The following is a 24,730-nucleotide window of genomic DNA, read 5'->3' as shown; positions in this document are numbered from 1 at the left end:
CGCGTGCCACCCGGATCAGGGCCTGATGTCTGCCTCGGCGGTCCACGCGGCGTAGGTGAAGGGGAGCTGGCGCTGGTCCTTGTCGACGATGACGCCCCACACCCGTACGGCGAGGGCCGCCGTGATGACGGCGATGAACATCGCCAGGTACCCCTGGGCGGCGAGGTCGGTGAACTCGACCGCGGCGATCATGCCGAACATCGGTGCCGCCATCGTCGTCGACAGGAACGCCCCCGCCCCGAGGAGGGCGAACGCCGCGACGGGAACACCGGGGAAGAACGGCTGGCAGAGGATCCCGATGACACCGCCGGTCAGCGCCCCGAGAGCGAAGGCCGGGGTGAGGGTACCGCCGACGGTCCCGGCACGGAAACACGCGAGGATCATCACTCCACGGGCGATGCCGAGGAGAATCAGGACGCCGATGGGCAGGCCGGTGGTGAACATGGTCTCCGCGGCCCAGCGCCCGTTCGCCGACACACCGGGCAGGAAGTAGGCGGCGATGGCGCACAGGGCGAACACGAAGGGCATCTCCCAGAGGATGTTCGTGTCCCGGGGCCGGGAGGCGGCCGCCTTGCGGGCGAGGATGCCGAACCAGTGCCCGGAGATCCCGGAGACGATGCCGACGAGGATCGCGGCGAGCAGCATGTCCGGGTGCTCGTTGAGCGGCACCGAATGGTAGATCGGGTGCGGATCGACGAAGATCCCGGTGGTGGCGACGGCGGTCGCGGAGGCGAGCATCGTGGACACCACAGTGCGGGTCGACATCTCGACGAGCAGGAGCTCCAGGGCGAACAGCGCCCCCGCTAGGGGGAGATGGAAGCTGGCGGCCAGGCCCGCACCGGCGGCCGACGCCACGAGGATCCGGCGGGCTCCGGCGTCGATGGACAGCGCCGTCGCGAGGCGGGAGGCGACCATGCCGCCCATCAGACGCGGGGCGTTCTCCCGGCCGACGGGGGCGCCGGCGGCGACCGAGACGACCTGGGTGAAGGCGGAGAGGGCGGTCTCGAACAGTGGCATCGGGGTGCCGTGCATCGCGCCGGGCACCGAGACCGCGGGCCTACCGAAGCGTTCGAGCAGGTACCAGATCCAGGAGGTGACGACTCCGACGCAGATCAGTGTCACGGCGAGCCGCTCGGGGGAGACGTTGCTGCCCGGGTCCAGGACGATGAGGTGGTGGGCGCCGTAGATCCACTGCTCGGTGGCCACGATGAGGCGGTTGCCCATCGCGACGAGCAGCCCGGTGAGTGCACCGGCGACGATCGCCAGGACCGCCAGACGGTTCAGTGGCGTCACGGTCATCGGCGGCCGGGCCACGGGGTTCGCCCCACCGGTGGGCTCGTTGACGTGGGAGTCCCGGTCGTGGTGGGCGTCGGTGAGTTGCCGCTCGGTCAACGGGCTACCCTGCTTGTCCTGTTCGCGGGAGTGCCCGCTACCTACCCACCAGCCCATGTTCTACCCCTGCCGGTCCCAGTCGTCGTTGCTGCGGAGTGCCTCGAGAAGGTTGCGGACCGCGGTCACGCGGCGCGCACTAGCCCCCTCGAGGGTATCGAGTGCGCATTCCGGGTCAGCGGGCGGCCCCGCGTGCGTGCAACCCCGTGGGCAGTCGGCGACGGCTGCCGCGAGATCCTCGAAGACGCCGACGACCCGATCGGCGTCGACGTGTGCGAGGCCGAAGGACCGGATACCGGGTGTGTCGATGATCCAGCCCCCGTTGGGCAGGGGGAGCGCGACCGACTGGGTGGAGGTGTGCCGTCCCTTGCCCACCCCGGACACCACGCCGGTCGCCCGGTCGGCGTCGGGTACGAGGCGGTTCACCAGCGTCGATTTGCCGACCCCCGAATGCCCGATCAGGGCGGTCACCGAATGATCGACGATCTCCCGCACCGGTTCCAGGGGGTCGTCGACGCCGCAGACCACGACCGGGACATCCAGGTCGCGGAACTCCGCGGCGAACTCGGTCGGGTCCGCCAGGTCCGACTTGGTGAGGCAGAGGACGGGCTTCAGCCCGCCGACGAACGCCGCGACGAGGGCGCGTTCGACGAACCCGGAACGCGGCGGGGGATCGGCGACGGCGGAGACGATGAGCAGCTGCCGGGCGTTGCCCACCACGATGCGTTCGTACGGGTCGGTGTCGTCGGCGGTCCGGCGCAGCACGCTGGTGCGGTCCTCGAGGCGCACTATCCGGGCCAGTGTCCCCGGGTCGCCGGAGGTGTCCCCGACGACCCCGACGCGGTCACCGACCACGATGGCGGTCCGGCCGAGCTCCCGGGCCCGCATGCACACCAGGGGATCGGAGTGCGGGTCCGTGCCGTCGAGGATGACCCCCCACCGGCCGCGGTCCCTGCTGACGACCATCCCGAACTCGGCGTCGTCGTGGGTGGGGCGCTCCTTCGTCCGGGGGCGGGTCCCCCGGCGGGGCGGGCGGACCCGGACGTCGGATTCGTCCCAGTCGCGGCGTCCCCTACCCACGCTCGGACGCCTCCTCGTCCGGTGCGAGCATCTCCGCCCACATCCGTTCGAAGCCCGGGAGGGTCTTGCCGGTGGTCGCGATGTCGACGACCTCGACGCCGGGAACCGCGAGCCCCAGGATCGCGCCCGCTGTGGCCATGCGGTGGTCGTGGTGCGACTCCCACACCCCGCCGTGCAGCGCGGACCTTCCGACCGGTTGAATGCGCAGTCCGTCCTCCAGTTCGGTGCAGTCGCCGCCGAGGGAGTTGAGTCCGTCGGACAGGGCCTTCAACCGGTCCGTCTCGTGGCCGCGCAGGTGTGCGATGCCGGTGAGTTCGGAGGGGGAGTCCGCCAGGGCGGCCAGTGCCGCGACCGTCGGGGTGAGCTCGCCGATGTCCCCGAGATCACGGGAGATACCGCGCAGGACGCTGTCGGACGGGCCGGTGACGGTCAGCGAGGAGTGGCCCGTCTGCGGGTCGGCGGAGATCTCCACCGTGCAGCCCATCTCGGCGAGGATCCCGCGGATGGCGTCACCGGCCTGGGTGGTGTGGACGGGCCAGTCGTGGATACGGACCCGTCCGCCGGTCACCGCGGCGGCGGCGAGGAACGGGGTGGCGTTGGACAGGTCAGGCTCGACGAGCCAGGCCCGGGCGCCGACGGGGCCCGGGCGGACGGTCCAGCGGTTCGCCGCCGAGCAGTCGACGCTGACCCCGGCCTCGCGGAGCATCGCGACGGTCATCTCGATGTGCGGTTGGCTCGGGAGCCGGTCGCCCGTGTGCCGGACGGTGATCCCGTCGCCGAACCGGGCGCCCGCCAGCAGCAGTCCGGAGACGAACTGACTCGACGCCGACGCGTCGATGTCCACGGTGCCGCCCCGCGGGGTGGTGGAAGAGGTGACGGTGAAGGGCAGCCGGTCGCCGGTGACCTCCACACCGAGATCGCGGAGCGCGTCGAGGATGGTGGACATGGGGCGTTTGCGGGCCTGGGGGTCGCCGTCGAAGTGAACCGGGGCGCCGGCGAGTGCGGCGACCGGGGGGACGAAACGCATGACCGTGCCGGCCAGACCGCAGTCGACCTCGCCGCCGCCGAGACGACCGGGATCGACCGACAGTGTCGTGCCGTCGGCGTCGGTCGGCGTGACGGTGACGCCCATGCCGCGCAGCGCGTTGATCATCAGCTCCGTGTCCCGGGAGCGCAGCGCGCCACGGATCGTGGAGGGACCGTCGGCCAGCGCCGCGAGCACCAGCGCCCGGTTCGTGATGGACTTCGAACCGGGGACCGTGACCTCGCAGTCGACGGGGGCGGATGCGACGGGGGCGGACCACAGGGGTGGATCAGAGTGCTTCAGTGAATTCACTCCTCCATGATAGGGAATATGTGCGGCCGTTTCGTCCTGTTCACCACATCCGAAGCTCTCACCGCTGCAGCGACCGCGCTCCCCGGGGTCCGTTCGGTCACCGCGCCCCTGGGAACACCCCCGCCGCGGTACAACATCGCCCCCACGCAGATCATCCCGGTGCTGCGCCGGGTCGGGCGTGTCTCTGAGGGCGCCGACCCGGACCTGGAGATCTCACCCGCGCGCTGGGGTCTGCTGCCGTCCTGGAAAAGGGATGAGGGAGGGCCGGTGCTGTTCAACGCCCGCGCCGAGACCGCACCGGACAAGCCCTCGTTCCGGGACGCGTTCGTCCGCGGGAGGTGCGCGATCCCGCTCAACGGGTGGTACGAGTGGCGGGAGAAGCGGCCGTACTACGTGCACCCGGCGGACGGGGAGCCGGTGATGTGGATCGCCGGACTCCGGGACACCGGCATGGACATCGTCTCCGCCACGATCATCACGACGACCCCGGTCGGGGAACAGCTGACCCGGCTGCACGACCGCATGCCGAGGATCCTCGCCCCCGACGAGGTGGCGACGTGGATCTCCGGGACCACCGATCAGGCCCGTGAGCTGCTGCGTCCCGCCCGGGAAACGCTCGTGTCGGGGCTCGCGCTTCGGGAGGTTGACCGCGCGGTGGGAAACGCGCGCAACGAGGGGCCGCGGTTGATCGACGACATCGGTCGGATCACCGGTTGACGGACGTCGTTGTGCACCGCGACCGGTGAAGATCCACCGCGCAGGCGGGTACGGCGACCATCAGCATCGCACCCACCGCCCCGTAGGTCACCGTGAGCACTGTCCCGGAATCCGTGACCCGGCGATCCGGAGGAATACGGAACCGAGGGCGGCCGAGCCCGTGACGAGGCCGATGTTGCGTGCCAACCCGAGGACCCCGGCGGTGGTGCCCCTGCGATTCCCGGGCACGGACTCCAGAACGGTCATGTTGTTCGCCGCCGTGAACAGCCGGTGGCCCGGAGCGGGGAGAACCGTGTCCGCGACGTGACCGGGCACCCCGAGCCGCGGTCCGCCGACCGCGGGAACCGCCACGGCACCCTCATCCACGCCAGCCCCGGCACCGTCAGCCCCGGGGCTGTGTCTCCGGTGACGAATCCCCCGGTGATCACGCCCGCGAACACCGACGTCAGGGGACCTGTGGCCGTGATCAGGCCGATGTCCCGTGACGTGAGGTCGTGTGCGACGGAGAGATGGAACGGGCCGATGACCGGGGTGCTCATCATCACCGCGCCCACGACGACCATGAGGGTCACGGCGCGCCGTACAGCCGAGGAACCGAGCAGCCACGCCGGTGGAAGGAGCCGCGGGGCCCGGCCCTCGATCCGGTGGAGCACGACCGGAGCAGCCGTCGTCACCGCCAGGAGAACGACAGTCCGGGCCGGGGAGCCCCCGGCCCCGCCGCATGCCGACGCGTACGCGAGGACCGCGACCATGGGCAACGCCGTGCCCGCGGCATCCGGCCGGCGGCGATGTCGCCCGACCGGATGCGCCCCACCGGTACCGTCATACGTCGCGCGGAGCGGCACGGCGGTGGACAGTGACATACACGCCAGCATCCGGAAGACGGCCCGCCAACCGGTCGCATCCACGAGGACACCGGCCGGGACCGGACCGGCGGCGGTTCCCACGGCGGTCGCCGAACCGTGCGGTCCCAGCCCGGTACCGGATCGTCGTGCCGTGAGCAGATCCCGGACGGCGGCGACCGGGAGCACCGCGAGCGCCGCGCCCGCGGCGCCCCGGATCGCTGGCACGGCGATGAGAACGCCGGGCGAGGGGCAGGGGCACACTGTGCCGCTGTGACGGTGAACAGGATCGCCGCACCGAGCAGCACCCGATCCCGGCCGAGAAGATCCCCGAGATACCCGACCACCGGCCCCATGGCCGTCATCCCCGGGAGGAAAGCGGTGACGATCCACCGTGCGGTCCCCGGATCGCCACCGGACCACGCGGCGACGGCGGGCAGGACGACGGGTACCGCGCTCACACCGATCTGGGTGGTGGTCGCGCCGCGGGCCAGGGTGATCAGCCGCAGCGACCGGACGGTGTGGGGATCCGTGAACATGCCTCCACCCTGGTTGTCCGGAGATGTACCGGACAACGGGTGTCGCCGAAACCGGGAAATCCTGCCGTGCTGGGTGAATGACGTCGACCGCAGCCGGAACCGCACGCATCCTGGAGGAGCTCGGCCCGCGGTTGCGGAGCGCCCGTGAACAGCGCGGCCTGACGCTGGACGCCGTCGCCCGGAAGACGGGAGTATCGACGAGCACCCTCTCCCGGCTGGAGAACGGGCGGCGCCGCCCGACCCTCGACCCGCTCCTGCCGCCGGCCATCGTCCACCGGGGCGACCCGGACACCCCCGTCGGCGTGCCGGGGATCGGGGAGCACCGCATCCGGATACGGCCCAGAGTGATCCGGAGCCGGGTGGTCGTCCCGCTGACCGGACGGACGGCGGGTGCCCACACCCGGAAGATCATCGTCCGGCCCGACGAATCCGTACCTGAGCCAAGCACCCATCCGGGCCGCGCACGGATGTACGTGCTCTCCGGGCGGCTGCGCCTGATCGTCGGTGAGGATGACGTCGTTCCCGAACGGGGTGGGTGCGCCGATTTCGACACGACGACCCCGCACCGGTTCGGCGGCGACGGGGCCTCGGGTGCGGAGATCATCACCGTCTCCGGTCCCCCCGGATCCGCTCCGCACCTCCGGTACGGCGGAGCACCGGACTGAGGGCGGCCTCAGCACCGGGCCCAGATCCTCCCGTCCTCGTCCCACGACCAGCGCACCGGATCACCGACCGCCACATCGGTCAGCCAGTAGGTCTCGCCGGGGTTCCAGCCGGCGATCACGGACGCTGTCCCGGCGTCCACGTCGATGGCTCTACCGGCGGCCTCCAGATATCCGAGATGGGTCAGGTGCACGGCGTCGTGGTGCTCCGCGACGGCGGCCCAGTCCGGGATCACCCACCGTCCCCGCCGCCCCGTGGTGCGGTGCCAGTCGTGGTAGCGCTGCCGGGTGACCTCGACAGGGAACCGCCGGCAGAGATCCGCCCACGAGTCGGCACCGGTGATCTCGAGGATCCTGGCGTCTCCCGGGACGACGATGCGGCGCGTCTCCCGGGGCCCGAGGTCGAAGGAGTCCTCCTCGAACCAGAGAGCGGAGGGAGCACCGTCCGGGAGCGGGGCCGTGGTGGCCGGTGCCCCCATCGGAGAAGACCACCAGATCCCCGACACCTCTTTCTCCGGATCGAATGTCTCCGCCGCAGCGGCCTCCCGGGCGATCAGTCCGTCACGTTCCGCGGTGAGGCGTTTCCCGACCCCCGATGTCAGAGCTGTGGAGCCCCGCACCGACAGCGTCCACTGCCGCTCCGGATCGAACGGGGCCGTGAGGACGTCCATCAGTGGGGAGTCGGTGAGTTCCCCGGCGATCCGGAGCAGTGGTCCGCGCATCTCCGGGGCTGCCGCGAGGATCTGGGCACCGTACGGTTCCTGCCAGTAGGCGGCGTTGTCGACGGAGCAGGCCAGTGCGTCGCGCAGCACGGGCCACGTGATCTCCGCGAGTTCCACATCCCGGAATGCGGCGGCGATGTCCCCGGCATCAACGACGTCAGGGAGGCGGCAACCGGCACTGCAGTCGTGGGAAACCGGTTTTCCCGGCGACGGGGAGGAAGAGGGGAAGTAGACGGTCCCCACCCCGGATTCGACGTCGAGAGTGCTCGCCGCCCTGTGAAACAGGTTAAAAGGGCCTGACGGGCCCGTGTCGTCCTCCAGATTCAGCAGCAGGTCCCGGCCCCGGGGGCCGGAGACGAGCTGTTCAGCGGGATTCATGGTGGTGTCCTTTCAGTCCCCTCCGACCGGGGTTCCCGGGTCCCGGACCCGGTGGAGTCGGGATGGTCAGTGTGCTCCCGGTGCCGCGACCGCGGCGAACCGTGCGCCGGTCACCGCCGCGAGATCATCGGGGGTGAGCTGGACGTCCAGGCCCCGGCGCCCACCGGAGACCAGGATCTCGCCGAACTCCAGCGCAGAGGAATCGATGACGGTGGGCAGGGCATTCTTCTGGCCGATGGGGGAGATCCCGCCGGTGACGTAGCCGGAGGACCGCTCGGCGTCGCGCGGCTCGGCCATGCAGACCTTCGGCACATCGAACGCGCGCGCGGCGGCCTTGAGATTGACGTGGCCGGTCACCGGGACGCACACCACCCCGAGCCTTCGTTTCGGCCCCGATCCGGCGGTCAGGTCCACCACCAGGGTCTTGAACAGCTGCCCCTCGTCGATTCCGAGGGGGCCACACAGCTCGGCCGCGGCCTGCGCCCCGAAATGGTCGTGACCGGACTCGAAGGTGTGCACCGTGTGATTCACACCCGCCTCGTTCAGCGCCACGAGGGCGGCCGTTCCTGCGCCGGATGATTTCGACCTACGCTTCGACATACAGCCAGTATTACGCGCGGGAGCAGTGTTTTTCTACAATGGGGGAGATGTGCGCGTCGCTGTGCGGCGCGCTTGCCGGACGCCGAACCCCGCCCCACACCCGCGGGTGGGAGGGCGTCGACAAGCAGAGGGAAGGGACGCGACGCCAATGCCGGACACGAAGACCGGTGCCGCCGAGCAGGCGGCCAGATTCGAGAAGGAGGCACTGCCCCTGCTCGATCAGCTCTACGGCGGTGCCCTGCGGATGACCCGCAACCCCGCCGACGCGGAGGACCTGGTCCAGGAGACCTACATGAAGGCCTTCCAGAAGTTCAGCTCCTTCACCCCGGGAACGAACCTCAAGGCCTGGCTGTACCGCATCATGACCAACACCTACATCAACTCCTACCGGAAGGCACAGCGTCAGCCCTCGCAGCTGCCCACCGAGGAGATCACCGACCACCAGCTGGTCGAGACGTCCTCGCACACCTCCGCCGGCCTCGAGTCGGCGGAGGTAGAGGCGTTGAAGAAGCTGCCCGACGTGCAGATCACCGACGCCCTGAATCAGCTCCCCGAGGACTACCGCATGGTGGTGTTCTACGCCGATGTGGAGGGGCTCGCCTACAAGGAGATCGCCGAGATCATGGACACCCCGATCGGTACCGTGATGAGTCGACTGCACCGGGGAAGAAAACAGCTCCGTGGATTGTTGAAGGATGTGGCCCGCGAGCAGGGCATCGGTCTGAACCATCCGGATCTCGCGGATGGGTGGGGAGATGCGACCGCGAAGAAGACACGGAAGGGAGCGGACAGATGACACCGCGGAATGAGACCGGCGACCACATGGCTGACTGCGGAGACGTCTACGAGTCCCTGTTCGAGCTTCTCGACGGTGAGGCGACTCCCGAGCGGCGTGCGGTCCTGCGCGCCCACATCGAGGCCTGCCCCGGCTGCTTCGCACAGCTCGGTCTAGAGGAGGAGATCCGGGAGCTCATGCGGCGGTGCTGCTGTGCACACGCGCCCGTGACGTTGCGGGAGAAGATCATCCTGCGGCTCCGGGTCGAACGCTACCGCGGCTGAGCCGTCCGGCGCCGACCGCGGCGGAGGTCACCTGCCGAGAGAAGAAGCCCCCGCACAGTGTGCGGGGGCTTCTCGGGGTAGTCTCCGGATCAGGAGTTGGGCCGCTTGCCGTGGTTGGCCTTGTTCTTGCGACGGTCCTTACGCTTGCGTCCACGCTTGCTCATGGTGTTCCTCCAGGAAGGTATCGGGGTATGCGACGGCGGGGCCGCAGCATGACGGTCAGGGGATCCTGCCGTGTGTGGTTGTCGTGATCGTCACCGGGTGTGACCGACGGATCGGCTCACCCGCAGTGACAAATGTCGTTGATTATACGCAGTCGGGTCGGTGACACGAAATATCCGGTACCGCGGACACCCTGTGAGGGGCGGGTACCGGATGTTTCTGGTGCTGCGGGGTACTACTTGACGGCTGCGCGGGTGCGGGTGCGGCCACGGTTGCGGCGCCGCTTGAGTGCACGGCGCTCGTCCTCGCTCATGCCACCCCAGACGCCGGCGTCCTGGCCGGACTCGAGAGCCCAGGTGAGGCACTCGGAGGTGACGGGGCACCGGTTGCAGACGACCTTCGCGGTCGCGATCTGGGCCAGAGCGGGGCCGGAGTTGCCGACGGGGAAGAAAAGCTCGGGGTCTTCGTCGCGGCAGACCGCCTTGTGACGCCAATCCATGGGTGAATCTCCTTCAGAAAGAATATGTGTTCTATGTCAGACATTCGGCATGGCGGGACACTTTCCGACGGCCGGTGTCCCGGTGTCTCGGAAAGCTGGGGCGGTGGGTCGCCTGGGGCGGTTCCCGTGCTGGTCCACCGGGCCGGCCGCGAGTGGTTGGTTCACTCCGGTCATGGTCCCGGCGTCATGCCAGAAAATGAACCCGGGTTTAACGCCGGGTGTCTGTGCTACCGCAAGATAATGACACGTACACATAGGCGTCCGCTAGGGTTCCACCTTTAAAAGTGATTAAGGTCACACCTTGTCGTTGTCCACAGGCGACACAATATCGATGACGTCGCCATGGGAACTGAGCCGCAACTTCTTTGTTTTGCCTGCCGATTCACCGTCTACCTGCCACTTCAATGGTCTCGGGGAGGTGAGTGTGAGCTCACTAATATCGTCAACCCGGATCTCCCGGAGATCCACCCGTAGCGGCCGCCAGATCTTGTTCCCGATGCCGGTGGCGTGCAGCAGCGCCACCAGTCCACCGGGGCCCTCGATGTCCCGCAGGGCGTAGAGGGACAGCCCCGCGTCCAGCTTCTGCTCCGGATTGGTCACCACCGCCATCGGACCCGCGTACGTCCAGGGATTCGTGTTGGACACGATGAGGAAAGGGACCTCGCTGCCCGTGCGGAGTCCCTCGGCGGAGTGTGCCGCATAGGTGATGGCCGGAGGGCGGCGCCGGAGCCGCTGCCAGGCGGTAGCCGTCACCATCGCGTAGCGCCACGGTGTCGCCGACTTGCCTGCGTCCCGCAGATCCTCCATGAGCGCTATGGCGTTCGCGTCCAGACCGAATCCCGCATTCACGCAGAACCAACGGTCCTCGACGCGCCCGAGGGGGAGACGCCGGTACGTGCCCGAGAGAATGAGGTCGCGCACCTGTGCCGCGGCTCCGGCGGGTTCGTTGGGCAGGCCCAGAGCGCGCGCGAACACGTTGGCGGAGCCCGTCGGTACCACCGCGACCTTGGGCAGCTCGCCGGGACCGGGTCGGCTCTCCGGCTCGCGGCCCAGGAGCCCGTTGATCACCTCGTTGACCGTACCGTCCCCGCCCACGACGACCACGATGTCGACGTCCTCGCGCGTCAGACCTCTGCAGATGTCCTCCGCGTGCCCGGCGTACTGGGTGAATACCGAGGTCAGTTCGGTCGCCTCCAGAAGCGGGGTCACCACCTGTCGGGTGACCTGTGGCGTCAGGGCCGTCGAGTTGGGGTTGGAGAGCATCAAGGCGCGCATGGCGTCGAGTGTAACCCCGCGCACACGGAAGGCGTGCACCCACGCGGTACGCTTGGGGAGTGACTGATTCCCACCGCGACGTGCCCAGTTCCCCGTCCGTGTCCCCGGAAACCGGCGACACGGCAGAATCCCGGAAGCCGCCGGCGGACATCCGGCGGGCCGGGGTGCTCGGTATCTGTGAGTCCCTCGTCGGACTCGCTTACGCGGTGTTCCTCGTCTTCCGCGAGATCACCGGCCAGCATGACTACGGCACGGTGACCTCGGACGGCAGTGAGAACGTCTTCGTCGGTTACGGGACCGCCGCGTTCTTCGTCGCGGTGTTCGGGACCGTGGCCGCCGCGGGTTTCGCTCTCCGGCGGGGACGCCGGTGGGGACGCGGCCCGGTGGTCATCCTCCAGATGCTGCTGCTGCCGGTCTCCTGGTACATCGCCTCCGCGGGGCTGATCGTCCCCGCGGTCATCGTCGCGGCATGCGCCCTGGCCGGCCTCTATCTCACATTCAACAGAAGATCGCTCAGCTGGGCGGCCGGCGTCTTCAGCTGACGAGCGCCACGACCTCCCCGCCGTCGCCCCGCTTCTCCACGAGCACATCTCCGACGAGGGACAGGGTCACCTGCCCGCTGTAGCCGCCACGGTCCACCGGGATGACCCGTTCGATCTCCTCCGTGTCCCAGTTGGCCACCGCGATCCCCTCCGCCGTGGGATAGAGCAACCGGTCGCCGACGGCGACACCCGTACCCAGGGCATCCTGGAAGTAGTGGTCGAGGATCAGTGCCTCGGGTTTGAAGAGGTAGAGGCGAACTCCGTCGAACCACGTCAGATGGTGCGGCAGGTCAGCGACGACGGGGGAGAACAGCTCCCCGGATGAATCGACCAGGGGCGACGGGGGCACCACGGCGACACCGGTCTCGTTGCCGTCGAGGTTGAAGCCCGTCATCCGCGGCTGTTCCCCGCCCGCTGAATCGCGGTAGACCACGGCGCCGGCCTCGCCCGCCGCGACGACCTCGGCCCGGGTTCCGCCCAGGAAGACCTGGGTCTTGATCTCCGGCTTCCGGGAGTCATCCGGGACCCGATCCTGCATTCTGAGCCAGTACCCCGCCCCCTGGCCCTCGCTCGGGGGACAGTACTCGACCACGGAGAGGAGATCCTTGCGGGTCAGCGCCGAACTGATGGTGCAGTCCTCGTTCGGCTGCATGTTCGGTTCCTGCTTGGCCTCCACGTCGCCGTACTCGACGGTGCGCACGAGATCGTTGCGCCAGAGCTCCACCCGGTCGCGGGAAACGATGCCCACCGCGTCGTTCGAGCGGACCGGAACGGTCTCGTCCGAGGTGACGGCGGACCGTGCCGCCCGGTACTCGCCGCTGGCGGCGTCGAGCCCGATGACGTCCCCGCACCCGACACCCGTCCGGTACGTGACGTAGACCCGGTCGAAGGCTGTGCTCACGGAGCAGATCTCGTGGTTGTCGCGGTGGTAGGACCAGACGGTGTCACCGGTCGTCGGGGCGGTGGCGGTCAGGGTGCCGCCCTCCGCGGTGAAGACGAGCCCGGCCGCGGACTGGACCTGCGGCTGTGCCGGGACGGCGGAGTCCGTGGCGCGCCACGCCTCGTGCACCTGCGCGGGTGCTGCGGCGGGGGCCGCCGCCGCCACGTGGGGCTCGGCGGCGGTCTGCAGGTCCGCCGCCCGGTTCTCCGAGGTCAACCACACGGTGCCGACGCCGAGGAGCGCCACCGCGGTGATCACCCCGGTCGCGATGAGATCCCTACGGCTGCGCTGCAGGATGACGGTGCCCTTCTCCGGGGTTCCGGTGGAGGATCCGTTCATCGCCGTCCTCCCCGTCCACCGCGGGAGCCGGTGTCCCGGCCGTGGCGGGAACCTCCGCCACCGCCGCCGGAGGGGCGGTCACGGTGCGGCCGGCGGCCGGCCGACCGGGCACCCGCGGGGCGGGTCACGGAGGGACCTCCGAAGACCTTGCGCGCGGGCCCGACGCTCTCTCCGGCGCCCTCGGGGATGTCGAGCGCCTCGTAGAGCTCCGGCGAGGTGGAGAACCAGGCCGGAGGCTCCGGCTGTCCGAGATCGAGTTCCTTGTTGATCAGGTCCCACTTCACGAGCTCGTCGTATCCGACGAGCGTGATCGCGGTCCCGGTGTGCCCCGCACGGCCGGTCCGGCCGATCCTGTGGACGTAGGTCATCTCGTCGTCCGGGGTCTGGTAGTTGATCACGTGGGTCACGTCGTCGATGTCGATTCCGCGTGCCGCGACGTCCGTGGCGACGAGGATCTCCACGGCCCCCTCACGGAACGCGTTGAGCGACTTCTCCCGCGCCGGCTGACCCATGTCGCCGTGGACGGCACCCACCGCGAACCCCTTCGCGGCGAGATCCTCGGCGATCGTGGCGCAGCTGCGCTTGGTCCGGGCGAAGATGATCGTGCGCCCCCGGCCCCGGCTCTGGAGCACCCGGGCCAGAACGGCCGTCTTGTCCATCCGGTGTGCCTGGAAGACGACCTGGCGTGTACTGGCGTGGGTCGCGGCCGCCCCGACCTCCTCCGCCCGGATGTGCACCGGGCGATCCATGAAGGTCCTGGCCAGGGCGATGATGGGCCCGGGCATGGTCGCCGAGAACAACATCGTCTGGTGCTTGTGGGTCAGTGCCTTCAGCAGTTTCTCGATGTCGGGGAGGAACCCGAGATCCAGCATCTCGTCGGCCTCATCGAGCACGAGGACAGCGACGTGGTCGAGCTTCAGGCAGCCGCGGTTGTACAGGTCGATCAGGCGGCCGGGCGTGCCGACCACCACGTCGATGCCGGCGTCGAGCGCCTCGATCTGTTCGTCGTAGGGCCGGCCACCGTAGATCGTCAGGATGCGCACGGGCAGATTCGTCGCGGCGCTCCGGAGATCCTCACCGACCTGCACCGCGAGTTCACGCGTGGGGGTGACCACGAGGGCACGCGGGGTCCCGTCCAGTTCCTCGACGTCGGCGTCATCGAAGACCCTGTCGAGGAGCGGGACACCGAAACCCATCGTCTTGCCCATGCCCGTGCGCGCCTGCCCGATGAGGTCCTTCCCGGCGAGCGCGAGCGGGAGAGTCAGCTCCTGGATGGCGAAGGTCCGGACCATGCCGGCGTCAGCCAGGGCATCGGTGATCTCCTTGGCGACGCCGAGTTCGGCGAACGTTGGCTTCTGCTTCTGTTCAGACACCCCTTCATAGTATCCACGTCGATGCCCGGTATACACCCCGGTGCCCACCGCGCCCCGGGCCCACCTTCGCCCGGACGGCCCGAGCGGCCGGTCCGGGCCCGCGTGTGCGCCCGAATCCGCGGGCGCGTAGGCTCCCGATGGACACCCTTTCACCTTCGTGCACTCCCGCCGGACCCCCGTCGGGTCGATCCGGCCGGGTCCGTGGGCACGATGAAATCTGAACGAACCCGAGGAGACACGACGTGGACATCAAGATCGGTTTTTCCGACACCGCCCGCGAAGTAGTGGTCAGCACCGATGAGGAACAGGACGCCATCATCGAGCAGGTCACCGAGGCCCTGGCCGATGACGGGGGCGTCCTCCGGCTCACCGACGACAAGGGACGCGTCGTCCTGGCGCGCAACAGCCGCATCGCCTACGTCGAGGTCGGGACGGCGACGTCACGCCCCGTCGGATTCCTGCACTGACCGACTGACGCCGGGCCTGTCGACACCACCGGGAACGGCCACCCACCGCAACTGGAGAGACCTGAAGAGACGTGGAACCGATGCTTGTACGCTTCGCCCGTGAATACGGATGGCGCGCCTACGCTATCCCGGTGCTCATCGTGATCACCGTCTGGGTACTGGTCAGCATCTTCACCACCGATGCACGGGAGGCGGCCGCGCCGCAGGCCGATCCGCGTGCAGGCTCCACGACCGGGGACGCACGTGCCCGGATGACCTCCGCGGCGCCGACGGATGATTCCGGCGTCGTCGACACCGGGCTCGGCGGTGGACCGAATCCCGCCGATGCCCGGCGGCCCGAACTGCCCAACGGGGAACTCCCGCCCGGTGCCCCCTACACGGAGAAGGGCACCGGGGAGTTCCGCACCGTCGGCTACGCCGGTCCGCCGCTCGGCAGGGGGGAGAAGACCTTCACGTACGTCGTGGAGATCGAGGAGGGCGTGGACGGATCCGTCTACGGGGGCGACGACGCCGTAGCGGCGATGGTCGACGCGACCCTCGCGGACCCCCGGGGATGGAGTGCCGACCCCCGCTTCGCGTTCCAGCACATCGACGGCAGTGACCCTCGCACCCCGGATCTCCGGATCCAGCTGACGTCCGTCGGCACCACCCACGAACTGTGCGGCCAGTCGTTGGAGATGGAGACCAGCTGCTTCTACTCCGACGGCAACCGGGTCCTGCTCAACGAGTCCCGCTGGATCCGCGGCGCCCTGCCCTTCGGCGGGGACCTCGGTTCCTACCGCCAGTACCTCATCAACCACGAGGTCGGGCACGGTATCGGCTTCGCCGCGCACGAACCCTGCGGTGGTGACGGTGAACTGGCCCCGGTGATGATGCAGCAGACCCTGTCGCTGTCCAACTCCGTCCTGACCGGGATCAGCCCGACCGAGGTCTACCCGGACGATGGGGCGGTGTGCCGCTACAACCCCTGGCCCTACCCTCATGCCTGACACCGCACTTCCCGTACAGCCGGTCGAACTGCCCGAGGGTGCCGCCGAGCGGTACGCGAGGCACCTGAGCCTTCCCGGGATCGGACTGGTGGGGCAGCAGCGGCTCGTCGGCGCCAGGGTCCTGTGCGTCGGTGCCGGTGGCCTGGGGTCCCCGGTCCTCCAGTACCTCGCCGCCGCCGGCGTCGGGACACTCGGGGTCGTCGACGACGATGTCGTCGACCTGAGCAACCTGCAGCGCCAGATCATCCACCCCGCCTCCGCGGTCGGCGCACCCAAGGTACGTTCTGCGGCGCAGTTCATCGCGGACCTCAACCCGCTGGTCACCGTCCGGACCTTCGACACCAGGCTCACCCGGGACACGATCGGGGAGATCCTCGACGGACTGGACCCGCACATCGTCGTCGACGGTTCCGACAACTTCGCCACCCGGTACCTCGTGGCCGACACGTGCGCTGATCGGGCCATCCCACTGGTCTGGGGCTCGATCAGCCGGTTCTCCGGTCAGGTGTCCGTCTTCGACGACGGCCACACCCTCCGCGATCTCTACCCCGAACCGCCCGAACCGGGCACCGTGCCGACCTGTGCCGAGGGTGGTGTGTTCGGGGTGCTGCCCGGGGTCATCGGCACGATCATGGCCACCGAGGTGATCAAACTCGTCACGGGAACGGGGACCCCGCTGATCGGCAGGCTCGCGCTCTGGGACGGGGCGGAGGCGACCATGCGCACCGTCCGTTTCGAGCCCCAGCGGGGATCCGTGGCGCTGCGGCACACGACCCCGCCGGAGCGGGAGCAGGTCTGCACACCCGCACCCGTCGTCACCCCGGACGGGATCCGGGAGACCCCGGTGGCCCGGTGGCCCGAGCTCACCGGGAGCGGTGTCCGGCTCGTCGACGTGCGGGAACCCCACGAATGGGCCGGTGGTGTCCTCGGTGACCCGCTCCGGCTGCCGCTGAGCACCCTGAAGACCGGCACCCTCGGCTCCCTGGACGACCTGCCCCGGGACACGCCGCTGGCCGTCTACTGCGCCGCCGGGATCCGTTCCCGGGCGGCGGCCCTCCTGCTCGACCGCGCGGGATTCACGGATGTCGTGTCCCTGTCCGGCGGCATCAACGCCTGGTGGCTCCGACGGTGAGCGGCCGGTGAACCGCCACGTCCCTTCCCGCGGCCCCGGGCCCGGGCGGTAACGTGACTGGCATGGACAACACCCCTCCGGAACTGCCTGACTACGTCTGCGGCATCTTCCGCGCCTCCGACCGGACACCGCAGCCCCTCGGCCCCGCCTGGGACAACGGTTGGCTGGTGGACCAGACGGTGATCAGCCGGGTCCTCGACCCGGTCGCCGCTAGCTGGTCGGCCAAGGTCCGGGAACAGCTGCACCCGGAGGGCGTCCGACCGGTCCGACCCGTACGGTCGACCGATGGCCGCTACGTCGTGTCCGGCTGGCGTGCCTCCACCTTCATCGAGGGCGAACCGGTCGCCAGGGTCGACGAGACGGTCGCCGCGGCACTGCGGCTGGCGGACGCGCTCGCGCCGCTGCCCGTCCCCGAGCACCTCACCGCACCCGTGGGAACCCCGGACGGCGTCACCGATCTGTTCGCGGTCGCGGACCGCGCCGCCTGGTCCCCCGACCCGGCGTCCGTCCTCGCCCCGGCACTCGGGCTCGACGCCACCGCCAGTGAGACCCAGCGCGCCGGGATGACCATGGCCGCACTGGTCACCAGGACCATCGAACCGGTCGGCGGAGCCCGCCAGGTCGGTCACGCGGACATGTACGCGACGACGCTGTTCTCCGGGGATCTGCCGCCGGTGGTGACCGACATCGTCGGTGTCGCGCACCCGCACGGCTACACCGCCGCGCAGGTCATCGTCGACGCCCTGGTCGCCGGCGAGGTCGATGACGGCATCATCGCCCGCTACTCCCACCTGCCCGACATCGGGCAGCTGATGCGGCGCGCGCTGCTCTACCGGCTCTATCTCCACGCCCTGCTGGAGGACGCCGATCCGAACGTGAGTGCGAAACTCGCACGGGTCGTCGAACTCCTCCTGTCCGGCGACACCGACACACTGTGACCCATGCCTGAAACCCGCTCCACCGCCGGTGGCGGTGCGTGGAACCACCTCGCGCCGCCACCGAACCCGACCGTCAGACTGCGTCGTTCCACGGCGCAACCACAGCCTCCGGTACGGACCTGGGGGCCTGTGGCACGGAACCTGATCGACGGCGGGGAGGGCGTCTGGAGGGTCACCGGCGCCGCCGGTCACGGGGTCAGCGCACTGTTGATCGACACCGCCCTGGCCCGGTTGCGTGAGGGGGCGGACCCGGACGGCCTGATGATCGTCACCCCGTCGAAGGAGGCCGCGGGCCGGCTCCGCAGACAGCTCGCCGACCGCCTGCGCGAGATTCCCGGCTTCGCGGGTTCCGCGCCCCTCGTCCGCTCCGCACCGTCGTTCGCCTTCGCGCTGCTCAGAGCGGCGGCCGTCCGCGCCGGCGATCAGGCACCCCGGCTCATCACCGGTGCGGAACAGGACGCCGTGATCCGGGAGCTCCTCGCCGGCCACGCCGAGGACGGGCTCGGCAGCTGGCCCGCGGAACTCCGGCCCGCCCTGACCCTGGTCGGCTTCGCCCGCCAGCTCCGAGACTTCCTGCTCCGTGCCGTCGAGCGCGGCCTGGGGCCGGAGGATCTCGTGCGCCTCGGCATGGAGCACGGGCGTCCCGCGTGGCGGGCGGCGGGCGACTTCCTCCGCGAGTACGAGCAGACGATGGCTCTCGGGGGAGTGCGGCGCTACAACGCCTCCGAACTGGTCACCGTCGCCATCGAGTCCCTCGCCCTCGACGACGGCCTGCTGGAACGTCAGCGCGCCGCGCTGCACACCCTCCTCATCGACGACGCACAGAACCTCGACCCGCGCACCGCCGAGCTGCTGGATCTGTTCATCCCCTCCACCCGGTTGACCGTCATCGCCGGCGATCCGGGGCAGGCGGTGTTCCGCTTCCGTGGTGCCGACCCCGACTTCCTCACGCAGCACCCCTGCACGGACGAACTCGTCCTGGACACGCCGCACCGGACGCCGGCCCACCGCGGCGCGGTGATCTGCGACGGTGCCGCCGCCCAGGCCGGGGCCGTGGCCGACGCCCTCCGTCGGGCCCACCTCATGGACGGGGTCCCCTGGCCCCGGATGGCGGTGATCGTCCGCTCCACCGCGGCGCTGGGGGCGATCCGGCGGGCGCTGCTCGCCGCCGGGGTGCCCGTCCAGCTCGACCCCACCGACACCGTCCTGGCCGAGCAGCGGATCGTCTCCGCGATCCTGCTGGCCGCCCGCGCCCTCGACGGCCCGCTGGAACGCACCGAGGTCGAGGATCTCGTCCTCGGCCCCGTCGGCGGCGCCGACCCCGTCACGCTCCGCCGCCTGCTGCGCGGACTGCGCCAGGCCGAACTCCGGCGCGGTGGGCGCCGCCGGGCCGTCGACGTCCTCGCCGAGCTGGTCCTCCCGCACGGCTCCACCGTGGCGAATCCGGATCCCGCTCCCGCGGACGGCGGAGTCAGCGCCACCGATTTCCTCACCGAACGGGAGACCGACATACTCGACCGGGTCCGCTCCGTCCTCACCGCAGGCACGGAGGCGCAGCGCGCGGGCGGATCCGTGGAGCTCGTCCTGTGGGAACTGTGGAACGCCACCGGGCTGGCGGACCGGCTCGCCGCCGCATCCCTGCGCGGAGGCACCGCCGGGTCCCAGGCCGACCGCGATCTCGACGCGATGATGGCCCTGTTCGACGCCGCCGGAGACTTCGTCGAACGGCGCCCCAGCGCGGGCACCGCCGCCTTCGTCCGGCACATCGGTGACCAGCAGCTCCCGACCGGCGCACGCGACCGGCGCGGAGTCGAACCCGACGCCGTCCACCTGCTCACCGCGCACGCCGCAGGCGGCAGGGAATGGCACACCGTCGTCGTCGCCGGAGTCCAGGAGGGCACCTGGCCCACCACCTCGGAGACGGGGACCCTGTTCGGCCAGGAGGAACTCGTGGACCTCCTCGACGACGGCATCGACCCCGACGTCCACATCTCCCGCGCCGTGGAACGCCTCGCCGAGGAACGGCGCCTGTTCCATCTGGCGTGCACCCGTGCCACCGACACCCTGCTGGTAACGGCCCTCGACACCCCGGAGGGCAACGAGGTCCTCGAGCCGTCCCGCTTCCTCGAGGAACTCGGCGTGGAGATCCACCGGATGGGCGGCGGACCCCGGGACGTCGAGGGAGAGGACCACGGTTACACAGCCGAGATCGACGGAATTCCCTTCGGCACCCGACTGCTGTCGGTTCCGGCCATGGTCGGTGAACTCCGCCGTGCCGTCTGCGACCCCGGTGCATCCGACAGCCGCCGGCGCCAGGCCGCCCGTCAGCTGGTCCGCCTCGCGGAGGCCGGGGTGCCCGGTGCCGACCCCGATCAGTGGTGGGGGCTCGCCGGGCCGTCCACCGACCGGCCGGTCCGCCCGCGCCGGGACACCGTGACCCTGTCCCCGTCGCAGATCGAACAGATCGCGGCGTGTCCGCTGCGGGCCGTTCTGGGGCGGGTGGACACCGACGAGGAGATTCCGCTGCACCTGATCGCCGGAATCCTCGCCCACGGTTTCGCCGAGGCGGTGGGGGATGGTGCGGAACGGGAAGCGGCCGAACGGCTGGTGCGCGACGCCTACACCCGTGTCCTCGAACTCAACGGCACCCCGGACTGGCGGATCCCGATCGACCTCGCCGCCTGGGACCGCCTCATCGGCCGCACCGCAGACTGGCTCACGATCTCCCGCTCGGTGTTCACCGCCGTCGGGGTGGAGGTCCCCGTGTCCGTGACGGTGGGCACCACCGGGGACGGTCGGGACCTGGTCATCAACGGACGGATGGACCGCCTGGAACGCACCGCGGACGGAGACCTCGTCGTCGTCGACCTGAAGACCGGCGCCCACCCACCCACCCAGAAGTCGATGGGGGAGCACGCGCAGCTCGCCGCCTACCAGCTCGCCCTGTCGCGGGGGAAGGTCGTCCCCGACACCACCGCCGGTGGCGGGCCCGGTCGGGTCCGCGTCACCGACGCCGACACCTCAGGCTCCGCCGAATCCGTCGGCGGCGGCGTCCTCGTCTACCCGGGCACCACGACCGCGAAGATCACCACCCGCGACCAGGCCGCCAAGACCCCGGAGGAACTCGCCGAGCTCGCCGCCACCCTGCCCCGGCTCGCCGCCTCGGTGACCGGCCCCCGGCTCGCCGCCCGGATCAACGAATCCTGCGAACGGTGCTCCCTGCGCCGAATGTGCCCCGCACAGGAGGAAGGACGGGTGCTCACCGATGCCCGCTGAGAAACTCTCCCCGGTGCTGCTGTCCCGGTGGCTCGGCCAGGAACACGCCCCCACCGACCAGCAGGCCGCCATCATCAGCGCCGACCCCGGCCCCCTCCTCGTCGTCGCCGGCGCCGGTGCGGGCAAGACCGAGACGATGGCCGCCCGCGTTGTGTGGCTCGTCGCCTCCGGCCTCGCCGCCCCCGACCAGGTTCTCGGCCTCACATTCACCCGGAAGGCCGCCCAGCAGCTCTCCCAGCGCATCCGCGCGAGGCTGGCGACCCTCGCCGGGATCCCGCGTCTCCGGGACCTCGACCCCACCGGTGCCCTCGAACACAGTCTCCGGGCCATCACCCCGACCGTGTCCACCTATGACTCCTACGCCGGCCGGCTCATCGGCGAATACGGCCTGCTGCTCCCCGTGGAGCCCTCCGCCCGTCTGATCACCCGCACCGAGCTCTTCCAGATCGCCTGGGACCTCGTCGGCTCCTACCGCGGTGAGCTGCCCATGGAGACGGGACGCGCCCACATCGTCGACACCCTGCTGGCGCTCGCCGCCGACATGGACAACCACATGGTCGACGCCGCCGGTATCACGGAGGAGACCGATCCCTTCGTCAGCCTCTTCGACGAACTGCCCCCGGGGCCACGACAGAAGGAGAAGCTCGCGCAGAATACCGCGAGGATCAGGGACCGGCAGCTGCTGCGGCTCGCGCTCCTCCCGCTCGTCGGACAACTGCGTGCCGAACTCACCCGCCGCAACGTCATCACCTTCGGCGAGCAGATGTCCCTGGCCGCCCGGCTCGCCTCCACACACCCCGAGGTCGGATACAGCCAGCGCCGCCGCTTCCGCGTCGTCATGCTCGACGAGTACCAGGACACCTCACACGCCCAGCGGGTGCTGCTGTCCAGCCTCTTCGGCGGCACCGACCCCTCCCTGACGGTCACCGCAGTCGGGGATCCCATGCAGTCGATCTACGGCTGGCGGGGTGCGACCGCGGCCAACCTCACGCGCTTCGTCACCGACTTCCCCCGCATCGACCGGCACGACCCCACCGCACCGCCGCAGCCGGCACCGAAGATGGAGCTGGTCACCAGCTGGCGCAACCCACCCGAGATCCTCACCGCGGCCAACGCCGTCTCCCGCAGCGTCCTCGGCCCGGCGAACAACCCCGACCGGGCCGTCCAACCGCTCCGGCCCCGCCCCGGCTCACCCGCGGGAACCCTCCGGCTGGGCTGGTTCGCCGACGCCGCCTCCGAGATCGGCTGGCTCGCGGACCGGCTCGCCGCCGACTACGCGGACCGTCGCGCCGGGGGAGAGACGTTCACCGGTGCCGTCCTCGTGCGCAAGCGGAAACACTCCGCCGCCATCGCCGCAGCACTCGGGGAACGCGGTGTCCCCGTCGAGATCGTCGGGCTCGGCGGGCTCCTCGACATCCCCGAGGTCGCCGATCTCGTGGCCTTCGCGACGATGCTGGTCCGACCCGGGGACAACCGGGCGGCACTCCGCATCCTCACCGGCCCCCACGTCGGTCTGGGGGCCGCCGACGTCCTCGCCCTCGCGGGCCGTGCGGCGAATCTCACCGGCCGCGCGACCGGCGGCTCCGACAGCGGGCGTGGCGACGACCGGAGCCGCATCCCGGATGCGGGGGACGGCGGCATCCCCGACGACCCGGCACTCGCGCGACTACGCGACATCATCGCCGAGGCCCTGCCCACCGGGGACGACACCGCCACCGCCGGTCTCACCGACGCCGTCGCCGACCTCGGCGAACCCGAACGCTACAGTCCCGGGGGCCTGTCCCGGCTCCGTCGGCTGGCCTCCCACCTGCGCCACCTGCGCACCCGCTCCCTGGGACACGACCTGCCCGAGATCTTCGGCGACATCGAACGGATCACCGGGATCCGCACCGAGGTCCTCGCCCGAACCGACCCGTACGCCGACGGCGCCGCCGGAACCGTGCACCTCGACCGCTTCCACGAGCACGTCGCCTCCTTCGCCCAGATCCCCGGGGCGACTCTGCGCAGCCTCCTGGACCACCTCGCCCTCGCCCGCGAACAGGAGGAGGGACTCGAACCCGGCGAAGTGCGGGTCAACGCCGACCGCGTGCAGATCCTCACCGTGCACAAGGCGAAGGGCCTCGAGTGGGACACCGTCGCCGTCCTCCACGCCGACAACCGCACCTACACCGACGCCTCCTCGCCCCGCGTCACCGTCGAGACCTGGCTCACCGACATCACGAAGGTCCCGGCGACCCTGCGGGGTGACGCCCGCGAGGACGGCGCCGACAGCGTCGGCAGCCCCGTCCTGGACACCGTCGACGTGGAGAACCGGAAGGACCTGGAGACCGCGATGGAGGAGCACCGTGCGCAGTTCCGCACCGCGCTCGAGGAGGAGAACACCCGCCTGTTCTACGTCGCCCTGACCCGCTCCGAGCGACTTCTCTACGTCACCGGTTCCGGGATGAGCGACACCGGCACGACCGCAGCCCCCTACGTCCACCTCGAGGCCATCCGCCGCGACCAGCCCGACACCGTCGCGCACTGGCACGAACCGGAGGCGCAGGATGCCGGAACCGCCACCGGTACCCGACCGGCGACGGACGACGGGGAGGCGGGTGCCCCGGACGCCGTGTTCCCGCCCGAGTATCTCGGCGCGCGTGCCGACGCCGTACGCCGCGGTGCCGAGCTCGTCCGGGCCGCCGCCGTCGACCCGCCCGCGCCGGGCCGCGACGGCGACATCGAGCAGCTCTGGGAACAGGAGGTCACCGCACTGATCGAGGAGCAGCGGCGACTGGACACCCCGGTCGTGGACGTGGAGATCGGGCGCGAACTCACCGCCTCCGACCTGGTGGCCGTGTCCCGCGACGCCACCGCCTTCGCCCGCAGGCTCCGCCGGCCGGTGCCCTTCAAACCCAACACCTACGCGAAACGGGGAACCGCCCTGCACCAGTGGATCGAGGACCGCTACGGGGCCACCGGACTACTGGACGAGGACGAGCTGCCCGGGCTCGGGGAGGAGGACATCCGCGGGCCCGAACTGGCACGGCTCAAGGAGGCCTTCCTCGCCAGCGCCTGGGCCCGGCGGACCCCGGCCCACGTGGAGCAGCCCTTCGAGATCACCATCGGCGGACACGTCGTCCGCGGCCGGATGGATGCGGTGTTCCACGAGGGGGACGACCCCGCGCGGGGATGGATGGTCGTGGACTGGAAGACCGGGCGACCGCCGACCGGCCGGGACCTCGATTCGGCGGTGGTTCAGCTGGCCGTCTACCGTCTGGCGTGGGCGCAGCTGCTGTCCAGGCGACTGGGGCGCAGCATAGACCCCGCGGAGATCAGGGCCGCTTTCCACTACATCGGCCCCGACCACACTCTCGAGCCGGGTAAGCTACCAGACGCCGGGGAACTGGCGCGGTTGCTGTAGGGTTCCCCACCGTCGGGTGGGCACGCCGCACAACCGGGACCCACCGGCACCGCGAGACGACCAGAACACGG

General features: G+C 70.5%; 22 protein-coding genes. 11 read left to right on the top strand and 11 right to left on the bottom strand.

Translation table 11 applies throughout. From position 1 onward, the window contains the following. Positions 1-15: 15 nt before the first annotated feature. The 3 genes from KRX55_RS02530 to aroA form a co-directional block, all read right to left on the bottom strand. Complete coding sequence (locus KRX55_RS02530; protein ID WP_218406492.1) at positions 16-1,299, bottom strand: chloride channel protein; 1,284 nt, start codon at positions 1,297-1,299, stop codon at positions 16-18. Positions 1,300-1,452: 153 nt separating this feature from the next. Continuing rightward, positions 1,453-2,469 carry a ribosome small subunit-dependent GTPase A gene (gene rsgA / locus KRX55_RS02525; RefSeq protein ID WP_218406282.1) on the bottom strand — a complete coding sequence of 339 codons (1,017 nt, stop codon included), beginning with the start codon at positions 2,467-2,469 and terminating at the stop codon, positions 1,453-1,455. Continuing rightward, complete coding sequence (aroA, locus tag KRX55_RS02520) at positions 2,462-3,805, bottom strand: 3-phosphoshikimate 1-carboxyvinyltransferase (protein ID WP_370625738.1); 1,344 nt, start codon at positions 3,803-3,805, stop codon at positions 2,462-2,464. Before aroA ends, rsgA begins: the two co-directional genes overlap by 8 nt. A gap of 18 nt (positions 3,806-3,823) precedes the next feature. Here aroA and KRX55_RS02515 point away from each other — a divergent pair, with 18 nt between their 5' ends. Continuing rightward, positions 3,824-4,522 (top strand): SOS response-associated peptidase, encoded by a 699-nt coding sequence (locus tag KRX55_RS02515; RefSeq protein ID WP_218406281.1) that lies wholly within the window; start codon positions 3,824-3,826, stop codon positions 4,520-4,522. A gap of 242 nt (positions 4,523-4,764) precedes the next feature. On the opposite strand, the gene KRX55_RS02510 is transcribed toward KRX55_RS02515, so the two are convergent. After that, positions 4,765-6,012, bottom strand: a complete 1,248-nt coding sequence (locus KRX55_RS02510; protein ID WP_255567511.1) for an MFS transporter — start codon at positions 6,010-6,012, stop codon at positions 4,765-4,767. Between KRX55_RS02510 and KRX55_RS02505 the strand changes: the two genes are divergently transcribed. Further along, positions 5,981-6,568, top strand: coding sequence for a helix-turn-helix domain-containing protein (locus KRX55_RS02505; protein WP_218406279.1), 588 nt, complete (start codon positions 5,981-5,983; stop codon positions 6,566-6,568). The genes KRX55_RS02510 and KRX55_RS02505 overlap by 32 nt on opposite strands. An 8-nt stretch (positions 6,569-6,576) precedes the next feature. On the opposite strand, the gene KRX55_RS02500 is transcribed toward KRX55_RS02505, so the two are convergent. Further along, positions 6,577-7,665: a hypothetical protein gene (locus KRX55_RS02500; RefSeq protein WP_218406278.1), complete on the bottom strand. Its 1,089-nt coding sequence runs from the start codon at positions 7,663-7,665 to the stop codon at positions 6,577-6,579. A 66-nt stretch (positions 7,666-7,731) separates the two neighbouring features. Further along, a complete protein-coding gene (locus tag KRX55_RS02495) occupies positions 7,732-8,265 on the bottom strand; it encodes an aminoacyl-tRNA deacylase (protein ID WP_218406277.1) in 534 nt (177 codons plus the stop codon). A 148-nt stretch (positions 8,266-8,413) separates the two neighbouring features. Here KRX55_RS02495 and KRX55_RS02490 point away from each other — a divergent pair, with 148 nt between their 5' ends. Beyond that, entirely contained in the window at positions 8,414-9,061 is a 648-nt protein-coding gene (locus KRX55_RS02490) for a sigma-70 family RNA polymerase sigma factor (RefSeq protein ID WP_218406276.1), read from the top strand. Continuing rightward, positions 9,058-9,324, top strand: coding sequence for a mycothiol system anti-sigma-R factor (rsrA, locus tag KRX55_RS02485; RefSeq protein WP_218406275.1), 267 nt, complete (start codon positions 9,058-9,060; stop codon positions 9,322-9,324). Before KRX55_RS02490 ends, rsrA begins: the two co-directional genes overlap by 4 nt. Positions 9,325-9,413: 89 nt before the next feature. On the opposite strand, the gene KRX55_RS12000 is transcribed toward rsrA, so the two are convergent. The 3 genes from KRX55_RS12000 to KRX55_RS02475 form a co-directional block, all read right to left on the bottom strand. After that, positions 9,414-9,488, bottom strand: a complete 75-nt coding sequence (locus tag KRX55_RS12000) for a 50S ribosomal protein bL37 (RefSeq protein WP_014300525.1) — start codon at positions 9,486-9,488, stop codon at positions 9,414-9,416. A 233-nt stretch (positions 9,489-9,721) separates the two neighbouring features. After that, entirely contained in the window at positions 9,722-9,985 is a 264-nt protein-coding gene (locus tag KRX55_RS02480; protein WP_198737105.1) for a WhiB family transcriptional regulator, read from the bottom strand. Between the two features lie 294 nt (positions 9,986-10,279). Beyond that, positions 10,280-11,260, bottom strand: a complete 981-nt coding sequence (locus KRX55_RS02475) for a diacylglycerol/lipid kinase family protein (protein WP_218406274.1) — start codon at positions 11,258-11,260, stop codon at positions 10,280-10,282. Positions 11,261-11,319: 59 nt separating this feature from the next. Here KRX55_RS02475 and KRX55_RS02470 point away from each other — a divergent pair, with 59 nt between their 5' ends. Then, a complete protein-coding gene (locus tag KRX55_RS02470) occupies positions 11,320-11,802 on the top strand; it encodes a hypothetical protein (protein WP_218406273.1) in 483 nt (160 codons plus the stop codon). On the opposite strand, the gene KRX55_RS02465 is transcribed toward KRX55_RS02470, so the two are convergent. After that, complete coding sequence (locus KRX55_RS02465) at positions 11,795-13,081, bottom strand: Rv3212 family protein (protein WP_218406272.1); 1,287 nt, start codon at positions 13,079-13,081, stop codon at positions 11,795-11,797. The genes KRX55_RS02470 and KRX55_RS02465 overlap by 8 nt on opposite strands. Next, entirely contained in the window at positions 13,078-14,454 is a 1,377-nt protein-coding gene (locus KRX55_RS02460) for a DEAD/DEAH box helicase (RefSeq protein ID WP_218406271.1), read from the bottom strand. The genes KRX55_RS02465 and KRX55_RS02460 overlap by 4 nt, the downstream gene beginning before the upstream one ends. Positions 14,455-14,696: 242 nt before the next feature. Between KRX55_RS02460 and KRX55_RS02455 the strand changes: the two genes are divergently transcribed. The 6 genes from KRX55_RS02455 to KRX55_RS02430 all read left to right on the top strand — a co-directional run bounded on the left by KRX55_RS02455 (position 14,697) and on the right by KRX55_RS02430 (position 24,659). Then, positions 14,697-14,921, top strand: coding sequence for a DUF3107 domain-containing protein (locus KRX55_RS02455; RefSeq protein WP_200256006.1), 225 nt, complete (start codon positions 14,697-14,699; stop codon positions 14,919-14,921). Between the two features lie 80 nt (positions 14,922-15,001). Then, complete coding sequence (locus KRX55_RS02450) at positions 15,002-15,910, top strand: DUF3152 domain-containing protein (protein WP_218406490.1); 909 nt, start codon at positions 15,002-15,004, stop codon at positions 15,908-15,910. Continuing rightward, on the top strand, positions 15,903-17,042 hold the full coding sequence (locus KRX55_RS02445; RefSeq protein ID WP_218406270.1) for a ThiF family adenylyltransferase: 1,140 nt from the start codon (positions 15,903-15,905) through the stop codon (positions 17,040-17,042). Before KRX55_RS02450 ends, KRX55_RS02445 begins: the two co-directional genes overlap by 8 nt. 62 nt (positions 17,043-17,104) lie before the next feature. Continuing rightward, complete coding sequence (locus KRX55_RS02440) at positions 17,105-17,980, top strand: TIGR02569 family protein (RefSeq protein ID WP_218406269.1); 876 nt, start codon at positions 17,105-17,107, stop codon at positions 17,978-17,980. Between the two features lie 3 nt (positions 17,981-17,983). Then, the gene (locus KRX55_RS02435) at positions 17,984-21,256 is read left to right on the top strand and encodes an ATP-dependent DNA helicase (protein ID WP_218406268.1); all 3,273 of its coding nucleotides are present in this window, start codon (positions 17,984-17,986) and stop codon (positions 21,254-21,256) included. Continuing rightward, the gene (locus KRX55_RS02430; protein WP_218406267.1) at positions 21,246-24,659 is read left to right on the top strand and encodes a UvrD-helicase domain-containing protein; all 3,414 of its coding nucleotides are present in this window, start codon (positions 21,246-21,248) and stop codon (positions 24,657-24,659) included. Before KRX55_RS02435 ends, KRX55_RS02430 begins: the two co-directional genes overlap by 11 nt. Positions 24,660-24,730 lie beyond the last annotated feature (71 nt).

The sequence above is a fragment of the Corynebacterium sp. TAE3-ERU16 genome (genome assembly GCF_019209935.1).
In the GTDB taxonomy this organism is placed as follows: Bacteria; Actinomycetota; Actinomycetes; order Mycobacteriales; family Mycobacteriaceae; genus Corynebacterium; species Corynebacterium antarcticum.
The sequence above is the reverse complement of the archived record's forward strand: the minus strand, read 5'-3'. Positions and strand labels throughout refer to the sequence as shown.

Bases quoted from the DNA above. Each gene is read 5' to 3' on its own strand.
- KRX55_RS02530 (WP_218406492.1), bottom strand. From the start codon at position 1,299: ATGACCGTGACGCCACTGAACCGTCTGGCGGTCCTGGCGATCGTCGCC.
- KRX55_RS02515 (WP_218406281.1), top strand. From the start codon at position 3,824: ATGTGCGGCCGTTTCGTCCTGTTCACCACATCCGAAGCTCTCACCGCT.
- KRX55_RS02505 (WP_218406279.1), top strand. From the start codon at position 5,981: ATGACGTCGACCGCAGCCGGAACCGCACGCATCCTGGAGGAGCTCGGC.
- KRX55_RS02510 (WP_255567511.1), bottom strand. From the start codon at position 6,012: ATGCGTGCGGTTCCGGCTGCGGTCGACGTCATTCACCCAGCACGGCAG.
- KRX55_RS02500 (WP_218406278.1), bottom strand. From the start codon at position 7,665: ATGAATCCCGCTGAACAGCTCGTCTCCGGCCCCCGGGGCCGGGACCTG.
- KRX55_RS02495 (WP_218406277.1), bottom strand. From the start codon at position 8,265: ATGTCGAAGCGTAGGTCGAAATCATCCGGCGCAGGAACGGCCGCCCTC.
- KRX55_RS02490 (WP_218406276.1), top strand. From the start codon at position 8,414: ATGCCGGACACGAAGACCGGTGCCGCCGAGCAGGCGGCCAGATTCGAG.
- rsrA (WP_218406275.1), top strand. From the start codon at position 9,058: ATGACACCGCGGAATGAGACCGGCGACCACATGGCTGACTGCGGAGAC.
- KRX55_RS02480 (WP_198737105.1), bottom strand. From the start codon at position 9,985: ATGGATTGGCGTCACAAGGCGGTCTGCCGCGACGAAGACCCCGAGCTT.
- KRX55_RS02475 (WP_218406274.1), bottom strand. From the start codon at position 11,260: ATGCGCGCCTTGATGCTCTCCAACCCCAACTCGACGGCCCTGACGCCA.
- KRX55_RS02465 (WP_218406272.1), bottom strand. From the start codon at position 13,081: ATGAACGGATCCTCCACCGGAACCCCGGAGAAGGGCACCGTCATCCTG.
- KRX55_RS02450 (WP_218406490.1), top strand. From the start codon at position 15,002: ATGCTTGTACGCTTCGCCCGTGAATACGGATGGCGCGCCTACGCTATC.
- KRX55_RS02445 (WP_218406270.1), top strand. From the start codon at position 15,903: ATGCCTGACACCGCACTTCCCGTACAGCCGGTCGAACTGCCCGAGGGT.
- KRX55_RS02440 (WP_218406269.1), top strand. From the start codon at position 17,105: ATGGACAACACCCCTCCGGAACTGCCTGACTACGTCTGCGGCATCTTC.
- KRX55_RS02435 (WP_218406268.1), top strand. From the start codon at position 17,984: ATGCCTGAAACCCGCTCCACCGCCGGTGGCGGTGCGTGGAACCACCTC.
- KRX55_RS02430 (WP_218406267.1), top strand. From the start codon at position 21,246: ATGCCCGCTGAGAAACTCTCCCCGGTGCTGCTGTCCCGGTGGCTCGGC.